General features: G+C 63.6%; 17 protein-coding genes. 2 read left to right on the top strand and 15 right to left on the bottom strand.

Annotated elements, in window-relative coordinates; translation table 11 throughout:
- Nucleotides 1-67 precede the first annotated feature (67 nt).
- From EPJ54_RS12235 to EPJ54_RS12180, 12 genes are all read right to left on the bottom strand, one after another.
- The gene (locus EPJ54_RS12235; RefSeq protein WP_135211989.1) at nucleotides 68-1015 is read right to left on the bottom strand and encodes a hemolysin family protein; all 948 of its coding nucleotides are present in this window, start codon (nucleotides 1013-1015) and stop codon (nucleotides 68-70) included.
- A 30-nt stretch (nucleotides 1016-1045) separates the two neighbouring features.
- Nucleotides 1046-1498 (bottom strand): rRNA maturation RNase YbeY, encoded by a 453-nt coding sequence (ybeY, locus tag EPJ54_RS12230; RefSeq protein ID WP_135211988.1) that lies wholly within the window; start codon nucleotides 1496-1498, stop codon nucleotides 1046-1048.
- Nucleotides 1491-2489 (bottom strand): PhoH family protein, encoded by a 999-nt coding sequence (locus tag EPJ54_RS12225; protein WP_135211987.1) that lies wholly within the window; start codon nucleotides 2487-2489, stop codon nucleotides 1491-1493. Before EPJ54_RS12225 ends, ybeY begins: the two co-directional genes overlap by 8 nt.
- Nucleotides 2486-3838 (bottom strand): tRNA (N6-isopentenyl adenosine(37)-C2)-methylthiotransferase MiaB, encoded by a 1353-nt coding sequence (miaB, locus tag EPJ54_RS12220; protein WP_135211986.1) that lies wholly within the window; start codon nucleotides 3836-3838, stop codon nucleotides 2486-2488. The genes EPJ54_RS12225 and miaB overlap by 4 nt, the downstream gene beginning before the upstream one ends.
- 9 nt (nucleotides 3839-3847) lie before the next feature.
- Nucleotides 3848-4282 (bottom strand): Fur family transcriptional regulator, encoded by a 435-nt coding sequence (locus tag EPJ54_RS12215; protein WP_135211985.1) that lies wholly within the window; start codon nucleotides 4280-4282, stop codon nucleotides 3848-3850.
- A gap of 60 nt (nucleotides 4283-4342) precedes the next feature.
- Nucleotides 4343-4792 carry a ribosomal protein S18-alanine N-acetyltransferase gene (gene rimI / locus EPJ54_RS12210; protein WP_135211984.1) on the bottom strand — a complete coding sequence of 150 codons (450 nt, stop codon included), beginning with the start codon at nucleotides 4790-4792 and terminating at the stop codon, nucleotides 4343-4345.
- On the bottom strand, nucleotides 4789-5379 hold the full coding sequence (gene tsaB, locus EPJ54_RS12205; protein ID WP_167755701.1) for a tRNA (adenosine(37)-N6)-threonylcarbamoyltransferase complex dimerization subunit type 1 TsaB: 591 nt from the start codon (nucleotides 5377-5379) through the stop codon (nucleotides 4789-4791). The genes rimI and tsaB overlap by 4 nt, the downstream gene beginning before the upstream one ends.
- 19 nt (nucleotides 5380-5398) lie before the next feature.
- A complete protein-coding gene (locus tag EPJ54_RS20315; RefSeq protein WP_135211982.1) occupies nucleotides 5399-5977 on the bottom strand; it encodes a NifU N-terminal domain-containing protein in 579 nt (192 codons plus the stop codon).
- A 31-nt stretch (nucleotides 5978-6008) separates the two neighbouring features.
- Nucleotides 6009-6527, bottom strand: coding sequence for a universal stress protein (locus EPJ54_RS12195; protein ID WP_167755700.1), 519 nt, complete (start codon nucleotides 6525-6527; stop codon nucleotides 6009-6011).
- 31 nt (nucleotides 6528-6558) lie between these two features.
- Nucleotides 6559-7593: a tryptophan--tRNA ligase gene (gene trpS / locus EPJ54_RS12190; RefSeq protein ID WP_135211980.1), complete on the bottom strand. Its 1035-nt coding sequence runs from the start codon at nucleotides 7591-7593 to the stop codon at nucleotides 6559-6561.
- 112 nt (nucleotides 7594-7705) lie between these two features.
- The gene (gene murJ, locus EPJ54_RS12185) at nucleotides 7706-9310 is read right to left on the bottom strand and encodes a murein biosynthesis integral membrane protein MurJ (protein WP_135211979.1); all 1605 of its coding nucleotides are present in this window, start codon (nucleotides 9308-9310) and stop codon (nucleotides 7706-7708) included.
- Nucleotides 9311-9337: 27 nt separating this feature from the next.
- Nucleotides 9338-12157, bottom strand: a complete 2820-nt coding sequence (locus EPJ54_RS12180) for a [protein-PII] uridylyltransferase (RefSeq protein ID WP_135211978.1) — start codon at nucleotides 12155-12157, stop codon at nucleotides 9338-9340.
- A gap of 167 nt (nucleotides 12158-12324) precedes the next feature.
- Here EPJ54_RS12180 and EPJ54_RS12175 point away from each other — a divergent pair, with 167 nt between their 5' ends.
- A complete protein-coding gene (locus tag EPJ54_RS12175) occupies nucleotides 12325-12681 on the top strand; it encodes a hypothetical protein (protein ID WP_135211977.1) in 357 nt (118 codons plus the stop codon).
- Here the strand turns inward: EPJ54_RS12175 and mutS are convergent.
- On the bottom strand, nucleotides 12647-15277 hold the full coding sequence (mutS, locus tag EPJ54_RS12170; RefSeq protein ID WP_135212118.1) for a DNA mismatch repair protein MutS: 2631 nt from the start codon (nucleotides 15275-15277) through the stop codon (nucleotides 12647-12649). The two genes, EPJ54_RS12175 and mutS, sit on opposite strands and share 35 nt — an antisense overlap.
- Before the next feature lie 137 nt (nucleotides 15278-15414).
- Between mutS and EPJ54_RS12165 the strand changes: the two genes are divergently transcribed.
- Nucleotides 15415-17700, top strand: coding sequence for an NADP-dependent malic enzyme (locus tag EPJ54_RS12165; protein WP_135211976.1), 2286 nt, complete (start codon nucleotides 15415-15417; stop codon nucleotides 17698-17700).
- Here the strand turns inward: EPJ54_RS12165 and EPJ54_RS12160 are convergent.
- Nucleotides 17697-19466: an AmpG family muropeptide MFS transporter gene (locus EPJ54_RS12160; protein ID WP_135211975.1), complete on the bottom strand. Its 1770-nt coding sequence runs from the start codon at nucleotides 19464-19466 to the stop codon at nucleotides 17697-17699. The two genes, EPJ54_RS12165 and EPJ54_RS12160, sit on opposite strands and share 4 nt — an antisense overlap.
- Before the next feature lie 18 nt (nucleotides 19467-19484).
- Complete coding sequence (locus EPJ54_RS12155; protein WP_135211974.1) at nucleotides 19485-21266, bottom strand: response regulator; 1782 nt, start codon at nucleotides 21264-21266, stop codon at nucleotides 19485-19487.
- Between the last annotated feature and the right edge of the window lie 35 nt (nucleotides 21267-21301).

The raw sequence follows: 21301 nt of genomic DNA, 5'->3' as shown, positions 1-21301 counted from the left end.
ATGGCTCCTGCGCGCAACCGAAGCGCGGCGCGCTGTTTGGAGCGCGATGCGTACGCCGCGTCAACTCTCAAGCGTCGTTTGGTATCTCTCCACCAGTGATCGCGCCAAGCTTTGTCACGCTGGCCTCTGGCGACCGCTTTACGCGGATGCGCTTCACGCGACGCGGATCGGAATCGATGATTTCGACGTCGAAGCCGGCTGGATGGTGCAGAATCTCGCCACGCTGCGGCAAACGCCCCGCAAGCACGACGGCTAGGCCGCCAACGGTGTCAAACTCATCTTCGTGATCCGGCATCGCCAGCGAGACGCCAAGTTTGGTTTCGAGCTGATCGATCGGCGCGCGGCCATCCACTTCGAACGCGCCGCCAGGACGCTCCACCACAAGTGCTGCGTCCTCGTCGTGTTCGTCTTCGATGGCCCCGACGATTTGCTCGACCAGATCTTCCATCGAGACGAGGCCGTCCGTGCCGCCATATTCATCGACGACAAGCGCCAAGTGGATACGGCTCGACTGCATCTTTAAGAACAGCGTCGCCAGCGTCATCGATTGCGGCACGTAGAGAATTTCTCGGCGAATGCGCGAGAGTGCGCGATCACTGAATTGCGCCTTCGCCTCCCCCGCCTCGTCCGGCGTCAGCAGCGAGAGCACGTCACGCACATGGATGAAGCCCTGCGGATCATCGAGCGTTTCGCCGTAGAGCGGCAGACGCGAGTGTTGGCTTTCGGAAAACACGCGCGCGGCTTCACCTAGCGTGGCGTTCGCTTCGATCGCGACAATTTCAGCGCGCGGGCGCATCACGTCGGCGACTTTGAGACGATCGAAGCGCGCAGCGCGCAGGATCATGTCCTTTTGCGCAAGCTCGATCTGCTCGCCGTTTTCTTCGCGCACGCGCAGCGCTTCTTCGACGGCCGCTGCGGACCCGAGCGTCTCGCGCGCAAACACGCGCGTTAGTTTCTGAAACAGGCTCGCGCGCCTTCGTGAGGAAGGCTCGGAATCGTCTGCTGTATCAACCATAATAAGTGCGTCGCACTCCTTTGGACCCCCTCACGCGTAGGGATCTTCTATCCCGATACTAGCAAGGATCGCGCGTTCGCGCGCCTCCATCGCCTCGGCGTCTGCATCATTCATATGATCAAAGCCCAGGAGGTGCAAAAAGCCATGCACGACAAGGTGCGCGGCGTGGCTTTCAAACCGTTTGCCCTGAAAATTGGCCTCTTCCACGACGGTTTCGGCCGCGAGCGCGATGTCGCCCAGGAAGCCTGGCTCACTTTGATTGGCCGGCGGAAACGACAAGACGTTGGTCGGGCCATCCTTGTCGCGGAATTGCTTGTTAAGGCTGGCGATCGTCGCATCGTCCCCCAGGAGCAGCGACACAGTCCCGCCGACCTCTTGCGCGGTGGCCGCCGCCGCCAGCGCTTTGGCGAGCGCGTCCTCGTGACCCTTCCACAAGGGTGAGCCGCCAATAATGTCCACTTCAAATGGGATGTCGTTAGCCACGGCTCGCCTCGTCACGGTCGTAGGCCTGCACGATGCGTGCGACGAGCCTGTGACGCACGACGTCCTGCGCGGCGAATTGGATGACTTCGACTGCCTCGATGTCTTTCAAAATCGAGATCGCATGAGCGAGGCCTGATTGATCCGGACGCACCAGATCGATCTGCGACGGATCGCCGGTGACGACCATGCGCGAGCCTTCGCCCAGACGAGTCAGCACCATCTTCATTTGCAGCACTGTCGAGTTCTGCGCTTCATCGACGATGACGAACGCATTTGAAAGCGTACGCCCGCGCATGAACGCAAGCGGCGCCACTTCGATCTGTTTGCGTTCGCGGCGGGCTTTCAGATCAAGTTCGCTCATCTGGCTGCGGAAAGCATCCCAGATTGGCTGCAAATACGGATCGACCTTCTCGGAGAGATCGCCCGGCAAATAGCCCAATTTCTCCCCTGCTTCGACAGCCGGGCGCGTGACGATAATGCGATCCACACGCTCTTGCTTCAGCGCTTCGACCGCAGCAGCGACGGCGAGGAATGTCTTGCCCGTGCCAGCCGGGCCAACACCGAAGATCAGATCGATGTTTTCGTCGCGCAGCGCTTCGACATAATGCACCTGACGCGGTGTGCGCAAAGTGAGGCCGCCGAGTTGCGGCAGCTTCATCGGCGTCGTGTCGGTGCTGGCGCCTTCAGAGAATGAGATCGCCGCAAACACATCGCCTTCGCGGATGCTCGCCTTGCGGCGCGCGAGCTCCGCCAGCGCGTCAATGATCCTCTGCACACGCTCGAGATCCACTTGCGTGCGCGCGCGTACGACCAAGCGATCGCCTTGTGCATCGAGTGTCACCGCATACGCCGGCGTGCCGCGCGGCGCGTTGGGATCGCGGAAGGCTTCTTGAATATGCGCAAGATGGCGGTGCAGCGGCCCGAACACGGCTTGCGCCACGCCCGCTTCACTCAGCGCAATCACGCGCTCCAGCTCGAGCGTACTACTCATGCCGTCGCCATTTCATGCCGCACGCCGCTGAGCGAACCTTGCGTCGCAGCGCTAATCCGCACGGCGACCGTTTCGCCTTTGCTGGCGCGCACATCATCAAAATGCACGCCTTGCAGATAGGGAGAGCGACCTTGCTTTTGTCCCGGCCGGCGGCCGTCGCCCGTCACCAGAATCGGCAGCACCCGGCCAATCTGCGCCTGATTGAATGCAAGCTGCTGCGCTGACAAAAGCTCAAGCAAGCGCGCCAAGCGCTCCGCCTTCGCCTCCTCGCTCACCTGCCCCATCATGCCCGCCGCCGGCGTGCCGGGACGCGGCGAATATTTGAACGAGAACGCCGAAGCGAAAGTCACGTCGCGCACCATTTGCATCGTCGCTTCGAATTCCTTCTCGGTCTCGCCCGGAAAGCCAACGATGAAATCGGTCGACAACGCAATGTCCGGGCGCACCTTGCGTAAGCGCGCAATGATGTCGCGATAGAACGCGCCATCGTGCTTCCGGTTCATGGCCTTCAGGATGCGATCGGAGCCCGACTGCACCGGCAGGTGCAGATACGGCATCAGTTTCTTCTCTTCGCCGTGCAGCGCGATCAGTTCGTCATCCATTTCGATCGGGTGCGAGGTCATGTAGCGTAGCCGTTCCACGCCATCGATCTCCGCCAAACGGCGCAGCAGATCAGAGAAGCCCGCGCCGCCATCGCCATGATAGGCGTTCACATTCTGCCCAAGCAGCGTGATCTCGCGCACGCCGCGATCGGCCAGCGCGCGCGCTTCGTGCAGCACATCGGCCAGCGGACGCGAATATTCCGCGCCGCGCGTGTAAGGCACGACGCAGAACGTACAGAATTTATCGCAGCCCTCTTGGATCGAGAGAAACGCGGTCACGCCATCGGGCGCACGCGCGGGCAACGCGTCGAATTTTTCCTGCGCGGTGAAATCCGCGGCCAAGCGCTCACCGGTTTTGCGGGCAACACGTGCGATCAGTTCCGGCAGCTTGTGATAAGCTTGCGGGCCGACGACGAGATCAACTTCCGGCGCGCGGCGCATGATCTCTTCGCCCTCGGCCTGGGCGACGCAGCCCGCGATCGTGATCGTCATGCCCCTACCCTCGGCCGCGCGGCGTTCCTTGTGCGCGCGCAGCCGGCCGATCTCTGAATAGACCTTATCGGTCGCCTTCTCGCGAATGTGGCACGTGTTGAGGATGACAAGATCGGCGTCGTCGGGACGTTCCGTCGTCGCGTAGCCGAGCGGCGAGAGCACGTCGCGCATGCGCTCGCTGTCGTACACGTTCATTTGGCAGCCATAGGTCTCGATAAAGAGACGCTTCAATTCAGGCCGCTTCTGCTCTGACATTAAACCTTCTCAGCTGGCCTTCTTGCCGGCCTTGCCCTTGTCGTCGAGCGGCACGCCATAAAGTTCGAGGCGATGGTCGACGAGCTTGTAACCCAAACGGCGCGCGATCTCTTGCTGCAGACGCTCGATCTCGGGATCGACGAATTCGATCACCTGGCCCGTCTTCATGTCGATCATGTGATCGTGGTGTTGATCGGGCACTTCCTCGTAGCGCGAGCGGCCATCGCGGAAATCGTGGCGTTCCAGAATGCCGCTCTCTTCGAAGAGGCGCACCGTGCGGTACACCGTGGCGATGGAGATGCCGGAATCGATCGCGGCCGCGCGGCGGTGCAATTCCTCGACATCGGGGTGATCGTGGCTCGACGAAATCACGCGCGCGATCACGCGGCGCTGTTCCGTCATGCGCATGCCCTTCTCGACGCAGAGTTTTTCGATCCGATCCATATTGTCCTCTCCGCGCCCAGGAATACCCCTTTGGGCGGTCTCATGTCCACCGAGGACAAGTCAAACGACGGGCCTTGGCAGCGTGCGGCGCATGACAATGGCGTCCACGGCGCCGCCCTCACCCGCATAATAGGCGGCGCGCCGGCCCGCCTCTTCGTAACCAAGTTTGGCATAGAGCGCGCGTGCGGCGTCGTTATCTTCGGCGACTTCAAGATGCATCGAAGCCGCGCCACGCACGAGCGCCGCCACGCCGGCGGAGGTCACAAGCGACGCGCCAACGCCTCTGCGCCGTGCTTCCGGGACCACCGCCACCGTTAAGATTTCCGCGTCACCGGCCGCCGCCCACGCCAAAACGAAGCCGCGCGGTTCGCTGTCGCGCGAAATAAGCGCAAAGACGGCAGGGTTTTCGAGAAGCTTGCTGATCTCGCTCGCGCTCCACGGCTTGTCGAATGCGCGCGCGTGTAATTCTGCGAGCAATTCGCAACCATCGAGGCCAGCCGCCTCGATCATGATGCGCTCGGCAAGGTCACGTGCGGCGCGCGCAGATAGGTTGGGTCCGACGGATAGCGCGCCGGATCGAGCGTCGACGCGCGCACTGCGAGCGCCGCCGCGTTCGCGGTGACGCCCGGACCTTTCAGCGCGAATGGTCGTCCACGCACAGCTTCGGCCAACAGCGATTCATGCTCACCGCGCTCGACGCCCTGCGGCGCGATCAAGGCTTCGCGGTTTTCATAGAGCGCAAGGTAAGACGCGCCGGGCGTTTCGATCAGCGCCGCGCGCAAACCGTCCTCGCCCTCCTCCAGCGCCAAAGCTTCGAGCGTGGAGACGCCGATGCACGGCTTGTCGATCGAGAGCGCCAAAGCGCGCGCGAAGGAGAGGCCGACGCGAACGCCGGTGAATGAGCCCGGCCCCGTCGTTACCGCCACACGATCGATCTGGTCGAAGGCCACGCCTGCCTGCGCTGCCGCTTCGCGCACCATCGGCGCCAAGCGCTCGGCCTGTCCACGATTCATCTGCTCGGAGACATGCGACAGCACCTCTCCATCGCGCGCGATCGCGACGGAGCACGCATCCAGCGCAGAATCGATGGCCAGCACAATCAAAGCTGGTCTCGCCTCAAACGACCTGTTCCACGGACAGCACTTCGGGCACGTAATGGCGGAGCATGTTCTCGATGCCCTGCTTCAGCGTCAGCGTCGAGGACGGGCAACCGGCGCAGGAGCCGCGCATATTGAGGCGGACGATGCCTTGCTCGTGATCCCACGAATGGAAGGTGATGTCGCCGCCATCGCGCGCCACCGCCGGGCGCACGCGCGCGTCGATGATCTCTTTCAGCTCTTTCACAATGTCGGCGGCTTCGCCTTCATAAATGATGTCGGCTTCGTCAGTCTCATCGACCGGCGCATTGGCGTCGCGCAACACCGCGCGACCGGACGTGAAGTGATCCATGATCGCGGCCAGAACGTGCGGCTTAAGATGCGGCCACTCGATCGCTTCGGCTTTGGTGATGGTGATGAAATCCGAGCCCAGATAGACGCGCTCGACGCCGTCGACATCGAACAACGCGGTCGCGAGCGGCGAGGCCAAAGCCGCGTCGGCATCGCCGAATTCGCGGCTGCCCTGCCCCAGCACATCCCGTCCGGGCAAGAACTTCAGCGTGCGCGGGTTCGGCGTGGATTCCGTCTGAATAAACATAGCGCCCAGGTGGGACTTTCAGGCCAAACGGTCAAGCGCTCGGTGGTTCGGTAGGATGCAAGGAGGCCGCCAAAGGCAGCGCCAGCTTGCGAATTTCTTCCCGCGATAACGCCCCCGGCACCACCAAAACAGGCACCGGTCGCGGGCCGAGCCCCGCCGTCTTGCCCAGCTGCGCCACCAATGGGCCAGGCCCACCCGGCCCTGCTGCCGACGCCAACACCACGAGCTGGATTGAGGAATCCTGCTCCAAGAGCTTGCGCAGTTCCGGCTTCAGATCGCCCTCACGCAACACCGGCTCAGCCGTAACGCCGCACTCGGCCCAGACTTCGGCGGCGAAACGCTGCGTCAGCGATTCCGCTGCGTCGTGCGCTTGGCGGCGCATTTCCTCGGTGATCGAGGCCCAGGGCGCGGGATCAGACGGCTCGATCACGCGCAGCATGACGAGCCGCCAGCCGGTGCTCTTGCAGAGCAGACCGGCATAGATCAGCGCGTCAGGAAATTCCTCGCTCTCGTCAGCGATGACCAGGCAGGCGAACGGCTTATCGCTCATGTTGAGATGGTCGCTCAAAGGGCGCGCAGCTTCAAGCGCGCCACAAGCCAACGACGTCGCGGACTTCGGCCATGATCGGCTGCGCCACGGCGCGCGCCTTCTCGGCGCCATCCTTCAGGATCGCATCAAGCGCGGCGGTATCAGCCGTGAGCCGACGCATCTCCGCCGCGATCGGCGAGAGCTTCGCCGCGAGCACTTCCGCCAGCGCCGGCTTGAACACGCCGAAGCCCTTGCCGCCATATTCGGCGAGCACATCCTCGACGCTGCGTTCCGTCACCGCCGCGAAAATGCCGACGAGATTTTCGACCTCAGCGCGGCCCGCGAGCCCCTCTTTGTTTTCAGGCACCGGTAGCGGATCGGTCGTCGCCTTCTTCACTTTTGAGAGGATCGCATCGGCATCATCAGTCAGATTGATGCGAGTCATGTCCGAAGGATCGGACTTCGACATCTTCTTCGAGCCATCGCGCAGGCTCATGATTCGCGCGCCTGGGCCTTGGATCAGCGGCTCGGGCAGCGGGAAAAAACCCGGCGCGTTGTGGTCGTTGTTGAATTTCTGCGCGATATCGCGCGAGAGTTCCAAGTGCTGCTTCTGGTCTTCGCCGACCGGCACGTGCGTCGCCTTGTAGAGCAGAATGTCCGCCGCTTGCAGCACCGGATAATCGAACAGACCCACGGACGAACGCTGCGCATCCTTGCCAGCCTTGTCCTTAAATTGGGTCATGCGCTCCAACCAGCCCATGCGCGCGACGCAATTCAACAACCACGCAAGCTCGGTGTGCTCGCGCACGGCGGATTGAATGAAGATGGTCGAGCGCTTGGGATCAACGCCGGCGGCGATGTAAGCGGCGGCGACTTCGCGGCAGCGGCTGGCGAGATTCTCCGGATCGGGGCCAGTCGTGATCGCGTGCAGATCGACGATGCAATAAATGCTCTCGTACTGATCCTGCAGGCGCACGAACTTTTGCAGCGCGCCGAGATAATTGCCGAGATGCAGGCCGTTGGTCGGCTGCATGCCAGAGAACACGCGTTGCGGGCCCTTGTAGTCGGGCTGGGCTGCGTCGGTCATGGGAAACTCCGGAACATGGGATCGGGCGCGCCAATAGGCGCGGAAAACTGCCTCAGGTGGTCAGGCCCGCCATCGCCAATGCATCGATCTCGTGTTCATGCGGCGCTCTTTATCAGCCGTCGAAGCCCGGCGGCAAGCCGCCTCCCCCACCCGCAGGCCCGCGCTCGCGCTTAAAGGCGGCGCGAACCTCGCCAATAGTTACCGCCCGCACCAGGAAGGCGACCACGAAATAGAACGTGCCACCCGCCAGAATCAGCAGACCGATCGATGCTTCCTTCGAGCCAAGCTGCGCCTCCAGCCAATCACGATTGGCATTGCCGAACCAGAGCACCGCAAACAGGATGGCCGAGGCCAGCACGATGCGGAGCAAGCGCCCGAACGCGGCCGGTGTCGGCCCGTATGCGCCCTGTTTCACCAAAGCGCGGATCATCAGCAGCACGTTGAGCCATGCCGCCGTTGATGTCGCGATCGCGAGGCCTGGGAAGCCTGCAACACCGATCGAGCGCAAGCCGAAGAAGAGCGCCGCGCCAAACACGACGTTCAAGATCATCGAGGTGATCGCATAGCGCATCGGCGCCCTGGTATCTTCGCGCGCGAAGAAGGCCGGCGCGTAAATCTTCGCCAGCACGAACGCCGGCACGCCCCAGCCATAATGGATCAGCGCCATCGCCGCGTTGTTGGCGTCCTGCACCGTGAAGGCGCCGCGCGAATACAGGCCTTCAAGCAGATAGCCAGGCATCGCCAAAATCGCGGCCGCCGCCGGCAGCGTGAACGCCATCGAGAGCGCCACCGCCTCATCGAGCGCGCCGCGCGCGCCCGGCGCATCGCCTTCCTGCACCAAGCGCGACAAGCGCGGCAGCATGGCCACGCCAACAGCAATGCCGATCAAGCCAAGCGGCAATTGATACAAGCGATCCGCCACATTGAGATAGGTGATCGCGCCTTGCTCGAACGAGGCGAGCGCCTGGCTGATCATCACATTGATCTGCAGCGCCCCGCCCGCGATCGCGCCCGGCACTGCCAACGCCACTAGGCGCTTCACACCCGGTGTCACGCGCGGAAACGGAAAGCGCGCTTTCATGCCCGCCCGCCGCGCGCCTGCCCACACCCAAATCGCTTGCAACACGCCCGAAACCGAAACGCCGATGATCGCGGCAAGTGCGGCGCGCTCCGGCGTGTCGTGGACAAGACCTACAGCGATCAATTGGCAAAGGTTGAACAAGATAGGCGCCGCGGCCGCCGCGAAGAATTTACCGCGCGCATTGAGCACGCCGGAGAACAACGTCGCCGCCGACATAGCGACGAGATAAGGCATTGCGATTTGCGTCAGCAGGTTCGCCAACGCCATCGCCTGGGGATCGTCCGCGTAGCCGGCGAAGAGCGCGCGGTTGATCCAGCCCATCGCCGCAATCGCGATCGCACTCAGCAAGCCAGTGACGAGCAACAGAATCGACAGCGCCTCAGCCGCGAGCTGATCCGCCGCCTCCTGCCCTTCGGCCGCGAGCGTCTTCGAATAGACCGGCACGAAGGCTTGGCTGAACGCGCCCTCGGCGAACAAGCGCCTGAACAAGTTTGGAAAGCGCAGCGCCGCGAAGAATGCGTCCGCCACCGGCCCCGCGCCGAGGGCCGCCGCCAACACCAAATCGCGCGCGAAACCAAACAGGCGCGACACCAGGGTCAAACCGCCAATGACAGCGGTGTTGCGAGCGAGACTCATGGATTCCCCAAGAAGCGGCGGGCGTGTTTAGCGCGCTGTCGAGGCTCGCGCCACAGCCAAAGGCGCACGCGCTGGGTCGGCAGGCGCCGCTGGCTCCGCCGCGCGCAAAACCTCCTCAAGTTTTGCGCGAACCGCCGCGATGCGGCGCGGATTCGTGATCTGCCCGCCGCCGCGCTCCTGCACATAGAACACGTCCGCCGCGCGCTCCCCGTAGGTGTCGATGTGTGCGCTGTTGATCGAGACGTCCGCCTCCGCGCAGACATGCGCAAGATCGGCCAGCAAGCCGAGCCGATCGCGGCCCGAGGCTTCGATCACCGTGGCGTTGCCTGTGAGATCATTGTCGATACGCACCCACGGCTCGATCGCGAAAGCTGCGTTGCGACGCGACGGCGGTTTCGCAGTCGGCGGTGCGTGGTCGGCGATCGCTGCGCGCGTGAGACGCGCAACGAGGCCGTCGAGCACGCCGTGCTCTTGCGCGCCGAACGGCTGGTGATCCGTGGTTTGGATCGAGAACACGTCGAACGCCGCGCCATCCTTGGTCGTGTGGACACGCGCGCCGGCGATGTCGGCGCCGCACGCGGAGATGGCTGCAGCCAAGCTCGCGAAAAGACCCGGCCTATCGCCCGCGTAGATCAGAACTTCGGTGACGCCTTGCACCGGGCGTACGCGCGTCGCCACATGCGGGATGGTTTTCTCGCGCCGCGCCTTCATCACTTCTTCGGCGTGCCAACTCTGCGCTTCTGCGTCATGGCTCAGCCAATAACCATCATCGACGACGTCGAGCCAGCCTTCGAGCACGCCAGCATCCGCACCAAGGTCAGAAAGAAGCCGTGTCTTCGCTTCGCCTGCGATTTCCGCCAAATGCTCGCGCACGCCCTGCTCATCCGAACGGCCGCCGTGCAGCGCAGCTTCCGTTAGGCGATAGAGATCGCGGAGAAGCTGGCCCTTCCAATCATTCCACACTGCCGGGCCTACGGCGCGGATATCCGAAACCGTCAGCACCAGCAGCAAACGCAAGCGCTCGACCGTGCCGACGATCTTCGCGAATTGCGCCACCGTGCGCGGATCGCCGATGTCGCGCTTCTGCGCCACGTCGCTCATGACGAGGTGATTGCCGACCAGCCAACCGACCAGATCAATCTCTTCCTGCGGCAACCCTAAGCGCTCGCAGGCGATGCGTGCGGACTTCTCGCCTTCGATCTGCTGGTCGCCTTCGCCCTTACCGGTGTCGTGCAACAACATCGCCAGATAGAGCGCGCGGCGATTGATGATTTTGGAGAAGATTTCCGTCGACAGTGGGTGCTGTTTGTTGTGATGCCCGTGTTCGATCTCAGACATCGCATCGACGGCCTGCAGAGTATGCTCGTCCACCGTGTAATGGTGATACATATTAAACTGCATCTGCGCGACGACGCGGCCAAATTCCGGCAGGAATTTCCCAAGCACGCCGGCTTCGTTCATCAAGCGCAAAGCCGCGCCCGGATGATGCTTCGATGCGGCGACAGCCAAGAACGCAGCGCGCGCATCCGCATCCTTGCGCCACGCGGGCGACAGAGAGCGCACACGCCGACTCGCTTCACCCAGCGCTTCGGGATGCACGTCGAGATCGCGTTTATCAGCGATCTCGAACAAGCGGATGAGGTTTGCCGGCTTCGCGAACACGTCCGCAGAATCTACATTCAGGCGCCCCGCCTCAACGTGAAAGCCCGGCTCGATCTGCGCAGGCGCCTTCTTTCCAGCCGGAAACAGACGCTGCATGCTCTTCGGCGCGTTCTTGGCGTTATCGGCCTCGAGCTTCGCGCACAGCACGCGCGTCAGCATGCCGACTTCTTTCGCCACCAAAAAATAGCGCTTCATAAAGCGCTCGACCGCCGTGTGATTGGCGCGCGCGCCATAGCCCAAGCGCTTGGCAAGCTCCGGCTGCAGATCGAATGTCAGCTTTTCTTCGCCGCGACCTGTGATGAAGTGCAGATGGCAACGCACGGTCCACAGGAACTCGGCTGCACGTCGGAAGGAATTGCGCTCTTCCACCGTGAACACGCCGTGATCCACATAATCGCGCGGCGTGGTGAAGCCGTAGCGGTGACGGGCGAGCCAGAAGAGCGTGTGCAGATCGCGCAGGCCGCCCTTCCCCTCCTTGATATTCGGCTCGACCATGTAGCGCGTGGCGCCGACGCGCTGGTGGCGCTCGTCCCGCTCTTTAAGCTTCGCGGCGATGAAGCCCGCCTGATCGCGATCGGCCACTTCCTTGCGAAAGCGCGTCTCGAGTTCCGCGGCGAGCGATTCATCCCCTGCGAGCCGGCGCGATTCCAAAATCGCGGTGCGAATGGTGTGATCCTCGCGCGCGAGCTTCAGGCACTCATCAACATTGCGTGAGGCGTGGCCGACTTTGAGGCCCATGTCCCACAGCATATAGAGCATGTATTCGGTCACGCTCTCGGCGTGCGGCGTGGTTTTGTAGGCGCGCAGGAACAAGAGATCGAGATCGGACGACGGCGCGAGTTCGCCGCGCCCATAGCCCCCGACCGCCATCACCGCGAAGCGCTCCCCCGCGGTCGGATTGCGGGCGCGGAAGATGTGCGTGGTCGTGTAATCGTAGAGCGCTGCGACCACTTCGTCGGCAACGGCGGCCAGCAAACGCGCGACGGCGAGGCCGTTTTCGCCCTCCTCCAGCCGCTCCTTGGCAATCATTCGCCCCCGAAACAACGCGCCGTGCAGCAACGCCCGCACACGCGGACGCGCAGCCTCGCCGCCCTCCGCTTGGTAGGCGGCGCTCAATTGCGCACGCAGGCGCAGACCATCGACGACGTGTTCGATGCGGGCAGGTTTCAGGCGGGCGACGGACATCTTATTTCAGTTTGGTCATTCCCTGCTGCTTCGTCACCTGGGAAAGCAGGCGCCCGTGCAGCAGGCGCCGCAGATGACTTCGCTGTAAATCACACAACGCAAACTTGCCTCAATCCGCGGGCACATCCAAAAGGGATGGGACGATCGTTCCGGGAGACATAAGCTCGATGCGCAGCAAAGGCGGCAAGACCATTCGGCTCAACCCGGTCGACGAGGACCATCAGGTGACCGATCACCCGGCCCGCGCGAATCTAGAAGCGCTGATGGATCAAAAGCTGTTCGCGCAGCGCATCCGCAGCGAACGCTCCGCAGCCTACTGGTTCGCCGCCTCGCTCTGGGGCGTTAGCGGCTTGGTGCTTGGCGCGATCCTGGGCGCCTACATGATGTTCATGGCAATGGATTCGGCGCTGCCATTGGCTTCCGAAGCCGTGACTCGCGGCATCGCCGTCGAGAACGCCCGTAACAGCGTAGATAACCGCGACCCGATCCTCAGCGATCCGGCGCGTCCGCAGCCGCAGCCTTGAGCCGGTAGAGAAGCTCAAGCGCTTCTTTTGGTGAGAGATTATCCGGGTTCACACCCGCCAGCGCCGCTTCCAATGGATGCGGCGCTGTTTCTTCCATGACCTGGGCAAACAGCGGCAAATCCTCAGCGATTTCAACGCGCGTCGTCCCGCCATTGGCTTCCAGCTTGCCCAACACCGCCCGCGCCCGCTCCACCGCGCTTTTGGGCAGGCCGGCAAGCTTCGCGACCTGGATTCCATAGGATCGATCCGCGGCGCCCGGCGCGACTTCGTGCAGGAAGACCAGATCGCCCTTCCATTCCTTGGCGCGCAAATGTGCGTTGGCCCCGGCGTCCAGCTTATCCGCCAGCCGCGTCAGCTCGTGATAGTGCGTCGCGAAGACAGCGCGGCAGCGATTGGCTTCGTGCAGGTGCTCGGCCACCGCCCAGGCGATGGCGAGGCCATCGAACGTCGCCGTGCCCCGGCCGATTTCGTCCAGCACGACCAGCGCGCGCGGACCGGCCTGGTTCAGGATGGCGGCGGTTTCCACCATCTCGGTCATGAAGGTTGAGCGCCCGCGCGAAAGATCGTCGGAGGCGCCGACGCGGGCGAACACCCGGTCAACCACCCCCAGCCGCAGCTTCCGCGCAGGCACGAAAGAACCAGCCTGGGCCAGCACGGCCAGCAGCGCGATCTGGCGAAGGTAGGTGCTCTTGCCCGCCATGTTCGGGCCGGTGACAACCACAAGACGCGGGCCAGAGCGGCCCTCCGCATCGAGCCGCGCATCGTTCGGCGTAAAGCCCTGCCCTTCGCGGCGCACACCCTGCTCCACGACCGGATGCCGCGCCGCATCCGCGAGCAACGCAATGCTCTCATCGATCTCTGGGCGCGTCGCCTGTGTTTCTTCCGCCCACTCGGCGAGCCCGGCCGCAACATCGAGCGCCGCCAACGCTTCGGCAGCAGCGCGAATCTCAGCTTCGTTCTCCGCCGCGCGCACCGCAAAATCTTTGAACAGCGAGAGCTCGCGCGCGAGCGACGCTTCGCCAGCGCGGGCGATCTTCGCGTCGAGCTCAGCAAGTTCAGCCGTGGTGAAGCGGATCGAGCCCGCATTGGTTTGGCGATGAATGAAGCGCGCATTGTGGGGCGGCGTCATCAAGGCTTCGGCTTGCTTCGTTGTCGCGTCGATATGGTAGCCCAGCACATTGTTGTGCTTCAGCTTCAAGCCGGTGATGCCGGTTTCTTCCGCATACTTGGCTTGCAGCGCCGCGATCACTTTACGGCTATCGTCCCGCAGCGCGCGTGTTTCATCGAGTGTCGCGTCATAGCCAGCGGCGATGAAGCCGCCATCGCGCGCGAGCAGCGGCAGCTCTGGCGCCAGCGCGCCATCCAAAGTCTGCGCCAAGCTCGCCGGCCCCGGATGCGACGACAAAGATAGCGCCGCACACGCATGCGCGATTTCGCTTGGAGCAGCATCGCTCAAGCCCATGCACCGCGCCGCCGCGCGATCGCCGGAGTGCAAACCATCGCGCAATTGCGCCAGATCACGCGGCCCGCCACGCCCGAGCGCCAGCCGCGTCAATGCACGCGCCAAATCGCCCGCCGCACGCAATTCCTCGCGCACACCGGCGCGGCGATGCGGTTCCGCGATGAAAAACTCCACAGCATCCAAACGCGCGCGGATCGCCGCCACATCCGTCAAAGGCCGCGAAATCCGCTCCGCCAGCAAACGCCCGCCGGCGGATGTCACCGTGCGATCGACACACGCCAGCAGCGAGCCATCCCTGCCCCCGCGCACGGAGCGCTCGATTTCCAGCGCCGCGCGCGTCGCCGCATCAATCGCCATGAAGGCGCGCTCGGCATTGCGGCGCGGCGGCGTCAAACGTGGCGCCGCACCCGCTTGCGTGAGTTCGATGTAATCGAGCAGCAGGCCCATCGCCGAAAGCTCGGGCGCGGTGAAATCGCCGAACGCATCCAGCGCCGCCACCTCGAACGCGGCTTTGATGCGCCGCTCCGCCGATTTCGCATCGGCCTTTACGGCAGGCCGCGTCGTCACGGTCGCGCCTGCGATCCGCGCCGCTTCCGCGACCAGAGCGCTATCAGCATCCACCACGAGCAATTCCGCCGGCGCGAGCGCGGCAAGTTCTTCCTCGACTTCGCTGGCTTTCAGCACACGCGCTTCAAACGCACCGGTCGAGACATCGGCCCAGGCGATGCCCGCCAGATCGCCCGCGAATGCCGCCGCCGCCAATCGGTTGGCGGTGCGCGCATCGAGCAGCCCCTCTTCTGTCAGCGTGCCGGGCGTGACGACGCGCACCACGCCACGCTGCACGATCGACTTGCCGCCGCGCTTCTTCGCTTCGGCCGGATCTTCCAGCTGCTCGCACACTGCGACCTTGAAGCCCGCACGGATCAGCTTGGAGAGATAATTCTCCGCCTGATGCCACGGCACGCCGGCCATCGGGATCGGTTCGCCGTCGTGATTACCGCGCTTCGTCAGCGTGATGCCGACAGCGCCCGCGGCCTTCACAGCGTCGTCAAAAAACAGCTCGTAGAAATCTCCCATGCGGAAGAACAGCAACGCGTCCGGATGATCTGCCTTCGCGGCAAGATATTGCGCCATGAACGGCGTCACGCGGACGGGCGGAGAGCTTGAGGAATCAGCCACGGGCCAGCTTTAGCCTCATGTCGCAGGGACTTCCAATTGACGGGGCAGACCCCCTGGTTAGGGTGCGGCCCTCTTCACGGAACTCCCCACCTATGCCCGACACGAAAAAGAGTTTTACCGACGCCGAGGCGTTGGATTTTCACCGCCTGCCGACACCCGGCAAAATCTCCATCGCACCGACCAAGCCGATGGCCACGCAGCGCGACCTGTCGCTCGCCTATTCGCCGGGCGTGGCCGTGCCGGTGAAGGCGATCGCCGAGGATGTGGATAAGGCGTATGATTACACTTCGAAGGGCAATCTGGTCGCCGTGATCTCGAACGGCACCGCGATCTTGGGTCTCGGCAATCTGGGCGCGATGGCCTCGAAGCCGGTGATGGAAGGCAAGAGCGTTCTCTTCAAGCGCTTCGCCGACGTGGACTCGATCGACATCGAAGTCACGACCCAGGACGTCGAAGAATTCATCACCACGGTCCGCAACATTGGCCCGACGTTCGGCGGCATCAACCTCGAAGACATCAAGGCGCCCGAGTGCTTCATCATCGAGAGCCGCCTGCGTGACGATCTCGATATTCCCGTTTTCCATGACGACCAGCACGGCACCGCTATCATCGCCGCCGCGGGCCTGCTCAACGCATGCGAACTGACCGGCCGCCGTCTCGAAGACATCAAAGTCGTCGTCAGCGGCGCGGGCGCGGCCGGCCTCTCCTGCATCGGCCTGATCAAGCAACTCGGCGTGCCGCACAACAACGTCATTGTCTGCGATCGCGAGGGCGTGGTCTATCGCGGCCGCGAGAAAGGCATGGACCAGTTCAAGTCTGTGCATGCGATCGACACCAAGCTCCGCACGCTTGCCGAAGCTTTGAAAGGCGCGGACGTGTTCATGGGGCTTTCCGCGGCCGGCGCGATGTCGAAGGACATGGTCAAGTCGATGGCGGCGAAGCCGATCATCTTTGCGATGGCCAATCCCGATCCGGAAATCACGCCCGAAGAAGTGCACGAAGTCCGCAAGGACGCGATCGTCGCAACGGGCCGTTCGGACTATCCGAACCAAGTCAACAACGTGCTGGGCTTTCCTTACATCTTCCGCGGCGCGCTCGACGTGCGCGCGCGCACGATCAACGAAGAGATGAAGGTCGCCGCCGCGCGCGCGCTCGCCGCGCTCGCCAAGCAGGACGTGCCGGATGAAGTCGCCGCCGCCTATCACGGCCGGCGTCCGAAATTCGGCCCCGACTACATCATCCCTACCCCGTTCGATCCGCGCCTGATCTCGGAAATCCCGCCCTATGTGGCGCAGGCGGCGATGGATTCTGGCGTCGCACGCAAGCCGATCACGGACATGGAGGCCTACAAGCATAGCTTGGCCCAACGCCTCGATCCGACAGCGGCGATGATCCAGCGCGTGCAAACCCTCGTGCGACGCTCGCCAAAATGCATCGTGTTCGCGGAAGGCGAAGAGCCCGCCGTGATCCGCGCCGCTTACGCGTTCCAAGAAAGCGGGCTTGGCCGCGCCGTTCTGATCGGTCGCGAAGAATTGGTCCGCGCGAACATGACGCAAGTCGGCGTGCCGGAGGGCGCGAAGCTCAACATCGTCAACGCACGCCTCTCTGAACACAATGCACTCTACGCCGACTATCTCTACAAGCGTTTGCAACGCTTCGGCCTGCTCTATCGCGACGTGCAGCGCCTAGTGAACCAAGACCGCAACGTGTTCGGCGCGTCGATGGTGGCGCTCGGTCACGCCGACGGCATGGTCACGGGCGTCACGCGCAATTTCGCTACTGCACTGGATGACGTGCTACGCGCCATCGACCCTGCGCGCGGCGAACGCGCAATGGGCATGTCGATCATCCTCTCGAAGGGCCGCACGCTCTTTGTGGCTGATACATCAGTCGCTGAGTTTCCGGGCGCGGAAGAGATGGCGCAGATCGTGCTGCAAGCCGCGAAAATGGCAAAGCAATTTGGCGTCACGCCGCGCGTGGCCCTCGTCTCGCACTCCACCTTCGGCAATCCGAAGATGGAGCGCTCCGAAAAAATCCGCGACGCTGTTTCGATATTGGATCGTCGTGAAGACGCTGACTTCGAATACGAAGGTGAGATGAGCGTCGACGTCGCGCTCAATCCGAACATGCGCGAACTCTACCCGTTCTCGCGCCTGTCGGAGCCGGCCAACGTGCTGGTGATGCCGGCGATCCACTCGGCCTCGATCTCAACAAGCTTGCTCGCCAGCGCCGGCGGCGCGACCGTTATCGGCCCAGTGCTGACCGGCCTTTCCAAGCCGATCCAGATCGCGCCGCTCGGCGCGACCGTGTCGGACATCGTCACCTTCGCCACCGTCGCCGCATTCCAGGCGGCCGAGCGCGAAGACGAAGCGGATTAAGCCGGCGCAGGCGCTTCCTGCTTCGCCTCTGCCGCAGGCGGCTGACGTCGCATTACAGCGACGGCGAACACGAAAGCGGCGATGCCGATCACGCCCGAGTAAATGAAGAACGTCATGTAACCCGCAGCGAATGCTTCCGCAGGCACGCCGCGCTCCTCCACGAGGTGCGCGAACGCTGCTGGGGAGATGTTCGTGAACCAGCTGCGCAACCACTCCGTTTCCCCCGCCGCCGCAGCAGCAGTCGCCCCTTCAACGATACGTCCGGAGATCGCTGCGAGGATTTTGCCCGGTAGCGCGTAGAGCGAAGAGAAAAGCGCGTATTGCGTCGCGGTGAAGCCAAGGCTGGTGAGGCTCGACATGTAAGCAATCAGCGCAGTGCCCGCGATGCCGGCCGAGACGTTGTCGATCGCAATGCACGCATAAAGCCCCGGCAGCCAAGGCCCGGTGAACACAAGCCCACTAAAAGCGATGTTCGAAAGCGGCTGCACGACGGCGCCGACAATCAGCGATCGCATCAAGCCAAAGCGCGCCACCATCCAGCCGCCGAGCCCGACGCCAATCATCGACATCACAACGCCGAACAATTTTCGCGCGCCGGCAATCTCGTCGAGAGTGAAGCCGACGTCTACGTAAAACGCCGTCATCAAATTCAGCACGAAATCGGCGATGCGATAGACGCAGATCATCGCCAGAATGAGCGCGCCCGTGCCGCGATAGCGCTTGAAGAAGTCCTCCAACGGCTCCTTCAGCGTGCCCGCAAAATATGCGCTCGGGCGAGATTTGAACATCGGATAGGTCGCGAACGCAACGACCGCCAGGCCGATTGCGACGCCAAACACTTGCCACACCGCACCCCACGGCTTGGCCGTCCACCATTCGGCGAAGCCAGGAGCAGCGCCCTCCATGCCGATCCACGGAAACATGAAGGTGATCGGTTCGGCTTTGCCCGAGAGACCCGCGCCGATGAAGCACGCGCCAAACACCAGCAAACCAACGCGCGCAACCCATTCCAGCGCTTCCGCCCAAATCGGCGTCGTCGCCGGCGGGAACGGCTTCGGCTCCAAGCTTTTTTCGCGCGGCGCCAGCAACACGCCGAGTACGCCCACACCCATCACGATGGCCATCGCGGAATAGGACGCCGTCCAACCGATGCGCGAGGCCATGAAGAGCGGTGCCGCCCCCGACACAACGATGGCGATCCGATAACCCCATTGATAGGCAGCGGCCATCGCGCCTTGCCGCTCAACGGTCGCGACTTCGATGCGCCATGCGTCGATCGCGATGTCCTGCGTCGCGCCAAACACCGCCGTCATCGCTGCGAAGATCGCGACAATGCCTATCAGATTCACATTCGGCGGCGGCTGCACCGCACCTTCAACACCGCCCGCAACAGCGGCCGAGACCGCCGGCATGTTCACGGCGATCGCCCAGATGCCGAAGATAACGCCAATCTGCGCCAGCAGCATCCATGACCGGCGCTTGCCGAGCATCTGATAGAGCCCAGGAATCTTCACGCGATCAACGATCGGCGCCCAAAGGAATTTGATCGCGTACGTGATCGTCACCAGGCTGAAGAGCGTAATGATATCGAGCGGTAAACCCGCTTGCCGCATCCATGCTGAAATCGTGTCGTAGAGTAGCAGGTTGGGCAGGCCCGCTGAGAAGCCCAACGCCAACATCACCAAAGTGCGATGCTCCAAGAACACGGCTAGCGCTTGCCACGTCGAGGGCTTGGCCGCCGCGGCGCCGGAATTCTGATCACTCATCTGCGGGTCTCCGCCGCCTTACTCGCCCGCGAACGTGGCGGGGTTCGGGCGGCCGGTAAAGCGTTCGGCGACGGCGAGCAGCCGCGTCGCGTCGATCGGCTTGGTGATGAAATCGTCCATGCCGGCCTGGAACGCCTGCACGCGCTCGGCCTCGCCCGCGTCCGCGGTGAGCGCCACGATCGGTGCGCGCGCCGACGGCCCCTGCCCGGCGCGGATACGCTGCGCTGCCTCCAGCCCATCGAGACGCGGCATGCGAATATCGAGCAGGATGAGATCGTACGCGTCAGCCGCCGCCGCTTCGACCGCCTCTTGGCCATCCTGCACGGCGGAGACGACGCAGCCCTCACGCGTCAGCAATGTGCGCGCAAGCAGGGCGTTGATCGGATTGTCCTCCGCAAGCAGCACGCGCAGGCCAGCCAGCGGCTGGCTTTGCTCGCGCTCTTTCTGTTCATCGCTCACGCCGCCGCCTAGCGCGAGTTCGATACGCTCGACCAGAGAGCGCCGACGCACCGGCTTCAGAATGTAGTGCTCAAGCCCCGCCGCGCGCGCTTGTTTGATCTCGTCGCGCTTCTCTTGTGCGCACACTGCGATCACCGCGCGCGCGCTGCGCTTAAGCGCATCGATGTGTTCAGCATCCGCGCCTTCGGTCCAATCGAAGAGCACGATGTCCGGCTGCTCGTGCGCTTCAACGGGTACACATCCCAACGACCCCGCCAGCGCGCGCAGTGCGTTCAGCAAAGTCGCCGATTGCGTCGCCACCGCGACGCGCACGCCGCCCAGATTTGGCGTCGCCGCGTAGGTCGCACTCTCGAACGGCAATTCCACCCAAAAGCTTGAGCCCGCGCCTGGTCGAGACGTGAGGCCCACCTCCCCGCCCATCGCGCGTGCCAAGCGCCGCACGATCGCCAAGCCAAGCCCTGTGCCGCCGTGGCGCCGCGCAACGCCCGCATCGGCCTGCGTGAATTCTTCGAAGATCAAAGCTTGTTTATCGGGCGGCACACCTGGCCCGGTGTCGCGTACGCTAAAGCGCAATCGATCATTGGGGCGGCGCGCAAGCTCGATCGTGACACCGCCCGTCTCGGTGAACTTCACCGCGTTGCCGGCAAGATTGAAGAGAATTTGGCGCAAGCGCCCTTCATCACCCACCACGCGCGACGGCGTTTCGCCACGCAGCGTGACCACGATTTCAAGCCCCTTCGCGTGCGCCTTGGGCGACAGCAATTCGGCGACGTCCTGCATGATCGCTTCAGGATCGAACGGCGCTGATTCGAGTGCGATGTGGCCGGCTTCGATGCGTGAGTAGTCGAGGATCTCGGTGATCAGATCGAGCAGATGCTCGCCCGATTGTTTGATCGCATCGACATAAGAGGCCGCGTTCGGCTCAAGCTTACCCAGTTCGAGCAAGCCGGCCATGCCGAGGATGCCGTTCAACGGCGTGCGCAATTCGTGCGTGAGCGTGGCGAACAATGTCGTCTTCGCGCGCAACGCATCTTCAGCGGCGGTGACGTGGCGTGTGATATCGCGCGCAGCGGCGAGGCGGGCGCCATCCGGCAAGATGCGCTCGACCCATTCGAAGTGGCGGCCATCCGGCGCTGGCGCGTCGAAGCGGCGTTCGCCGTTCTCGAAGGGCGGCGGGATCACCCTGCCCCAGGGCGCGCGGCGCGGGCCGACCCAGTGGCGGAACGTGTCTTTGAACGCCGGATTGGCGCGCACGAGTGCGCCGTCCGCCGCGAGGATCGCGACCGGATCAGGCAATGCGTCGAACGCATCAAAGGCTGAGGCCGTGGCGGGCCAGGACATGGACCGATCAAGCCCGCCGCTGGTTAAGAAACCTT

Origin of the sequence: Vitreimonas flagellata (genome assembly GCF_004634425.1) — a bacterium.
Classification (GTDB): Bacteria; Pseudomonadota; Alphaproteobacteria; order Caulobacterales; family Aquidulcibacteraceae; genus Vitreimonas; species Vitreimonas flagellata.
This window is presented reverse-complemented; position numbering and strand designations above follow the sequence as displayed.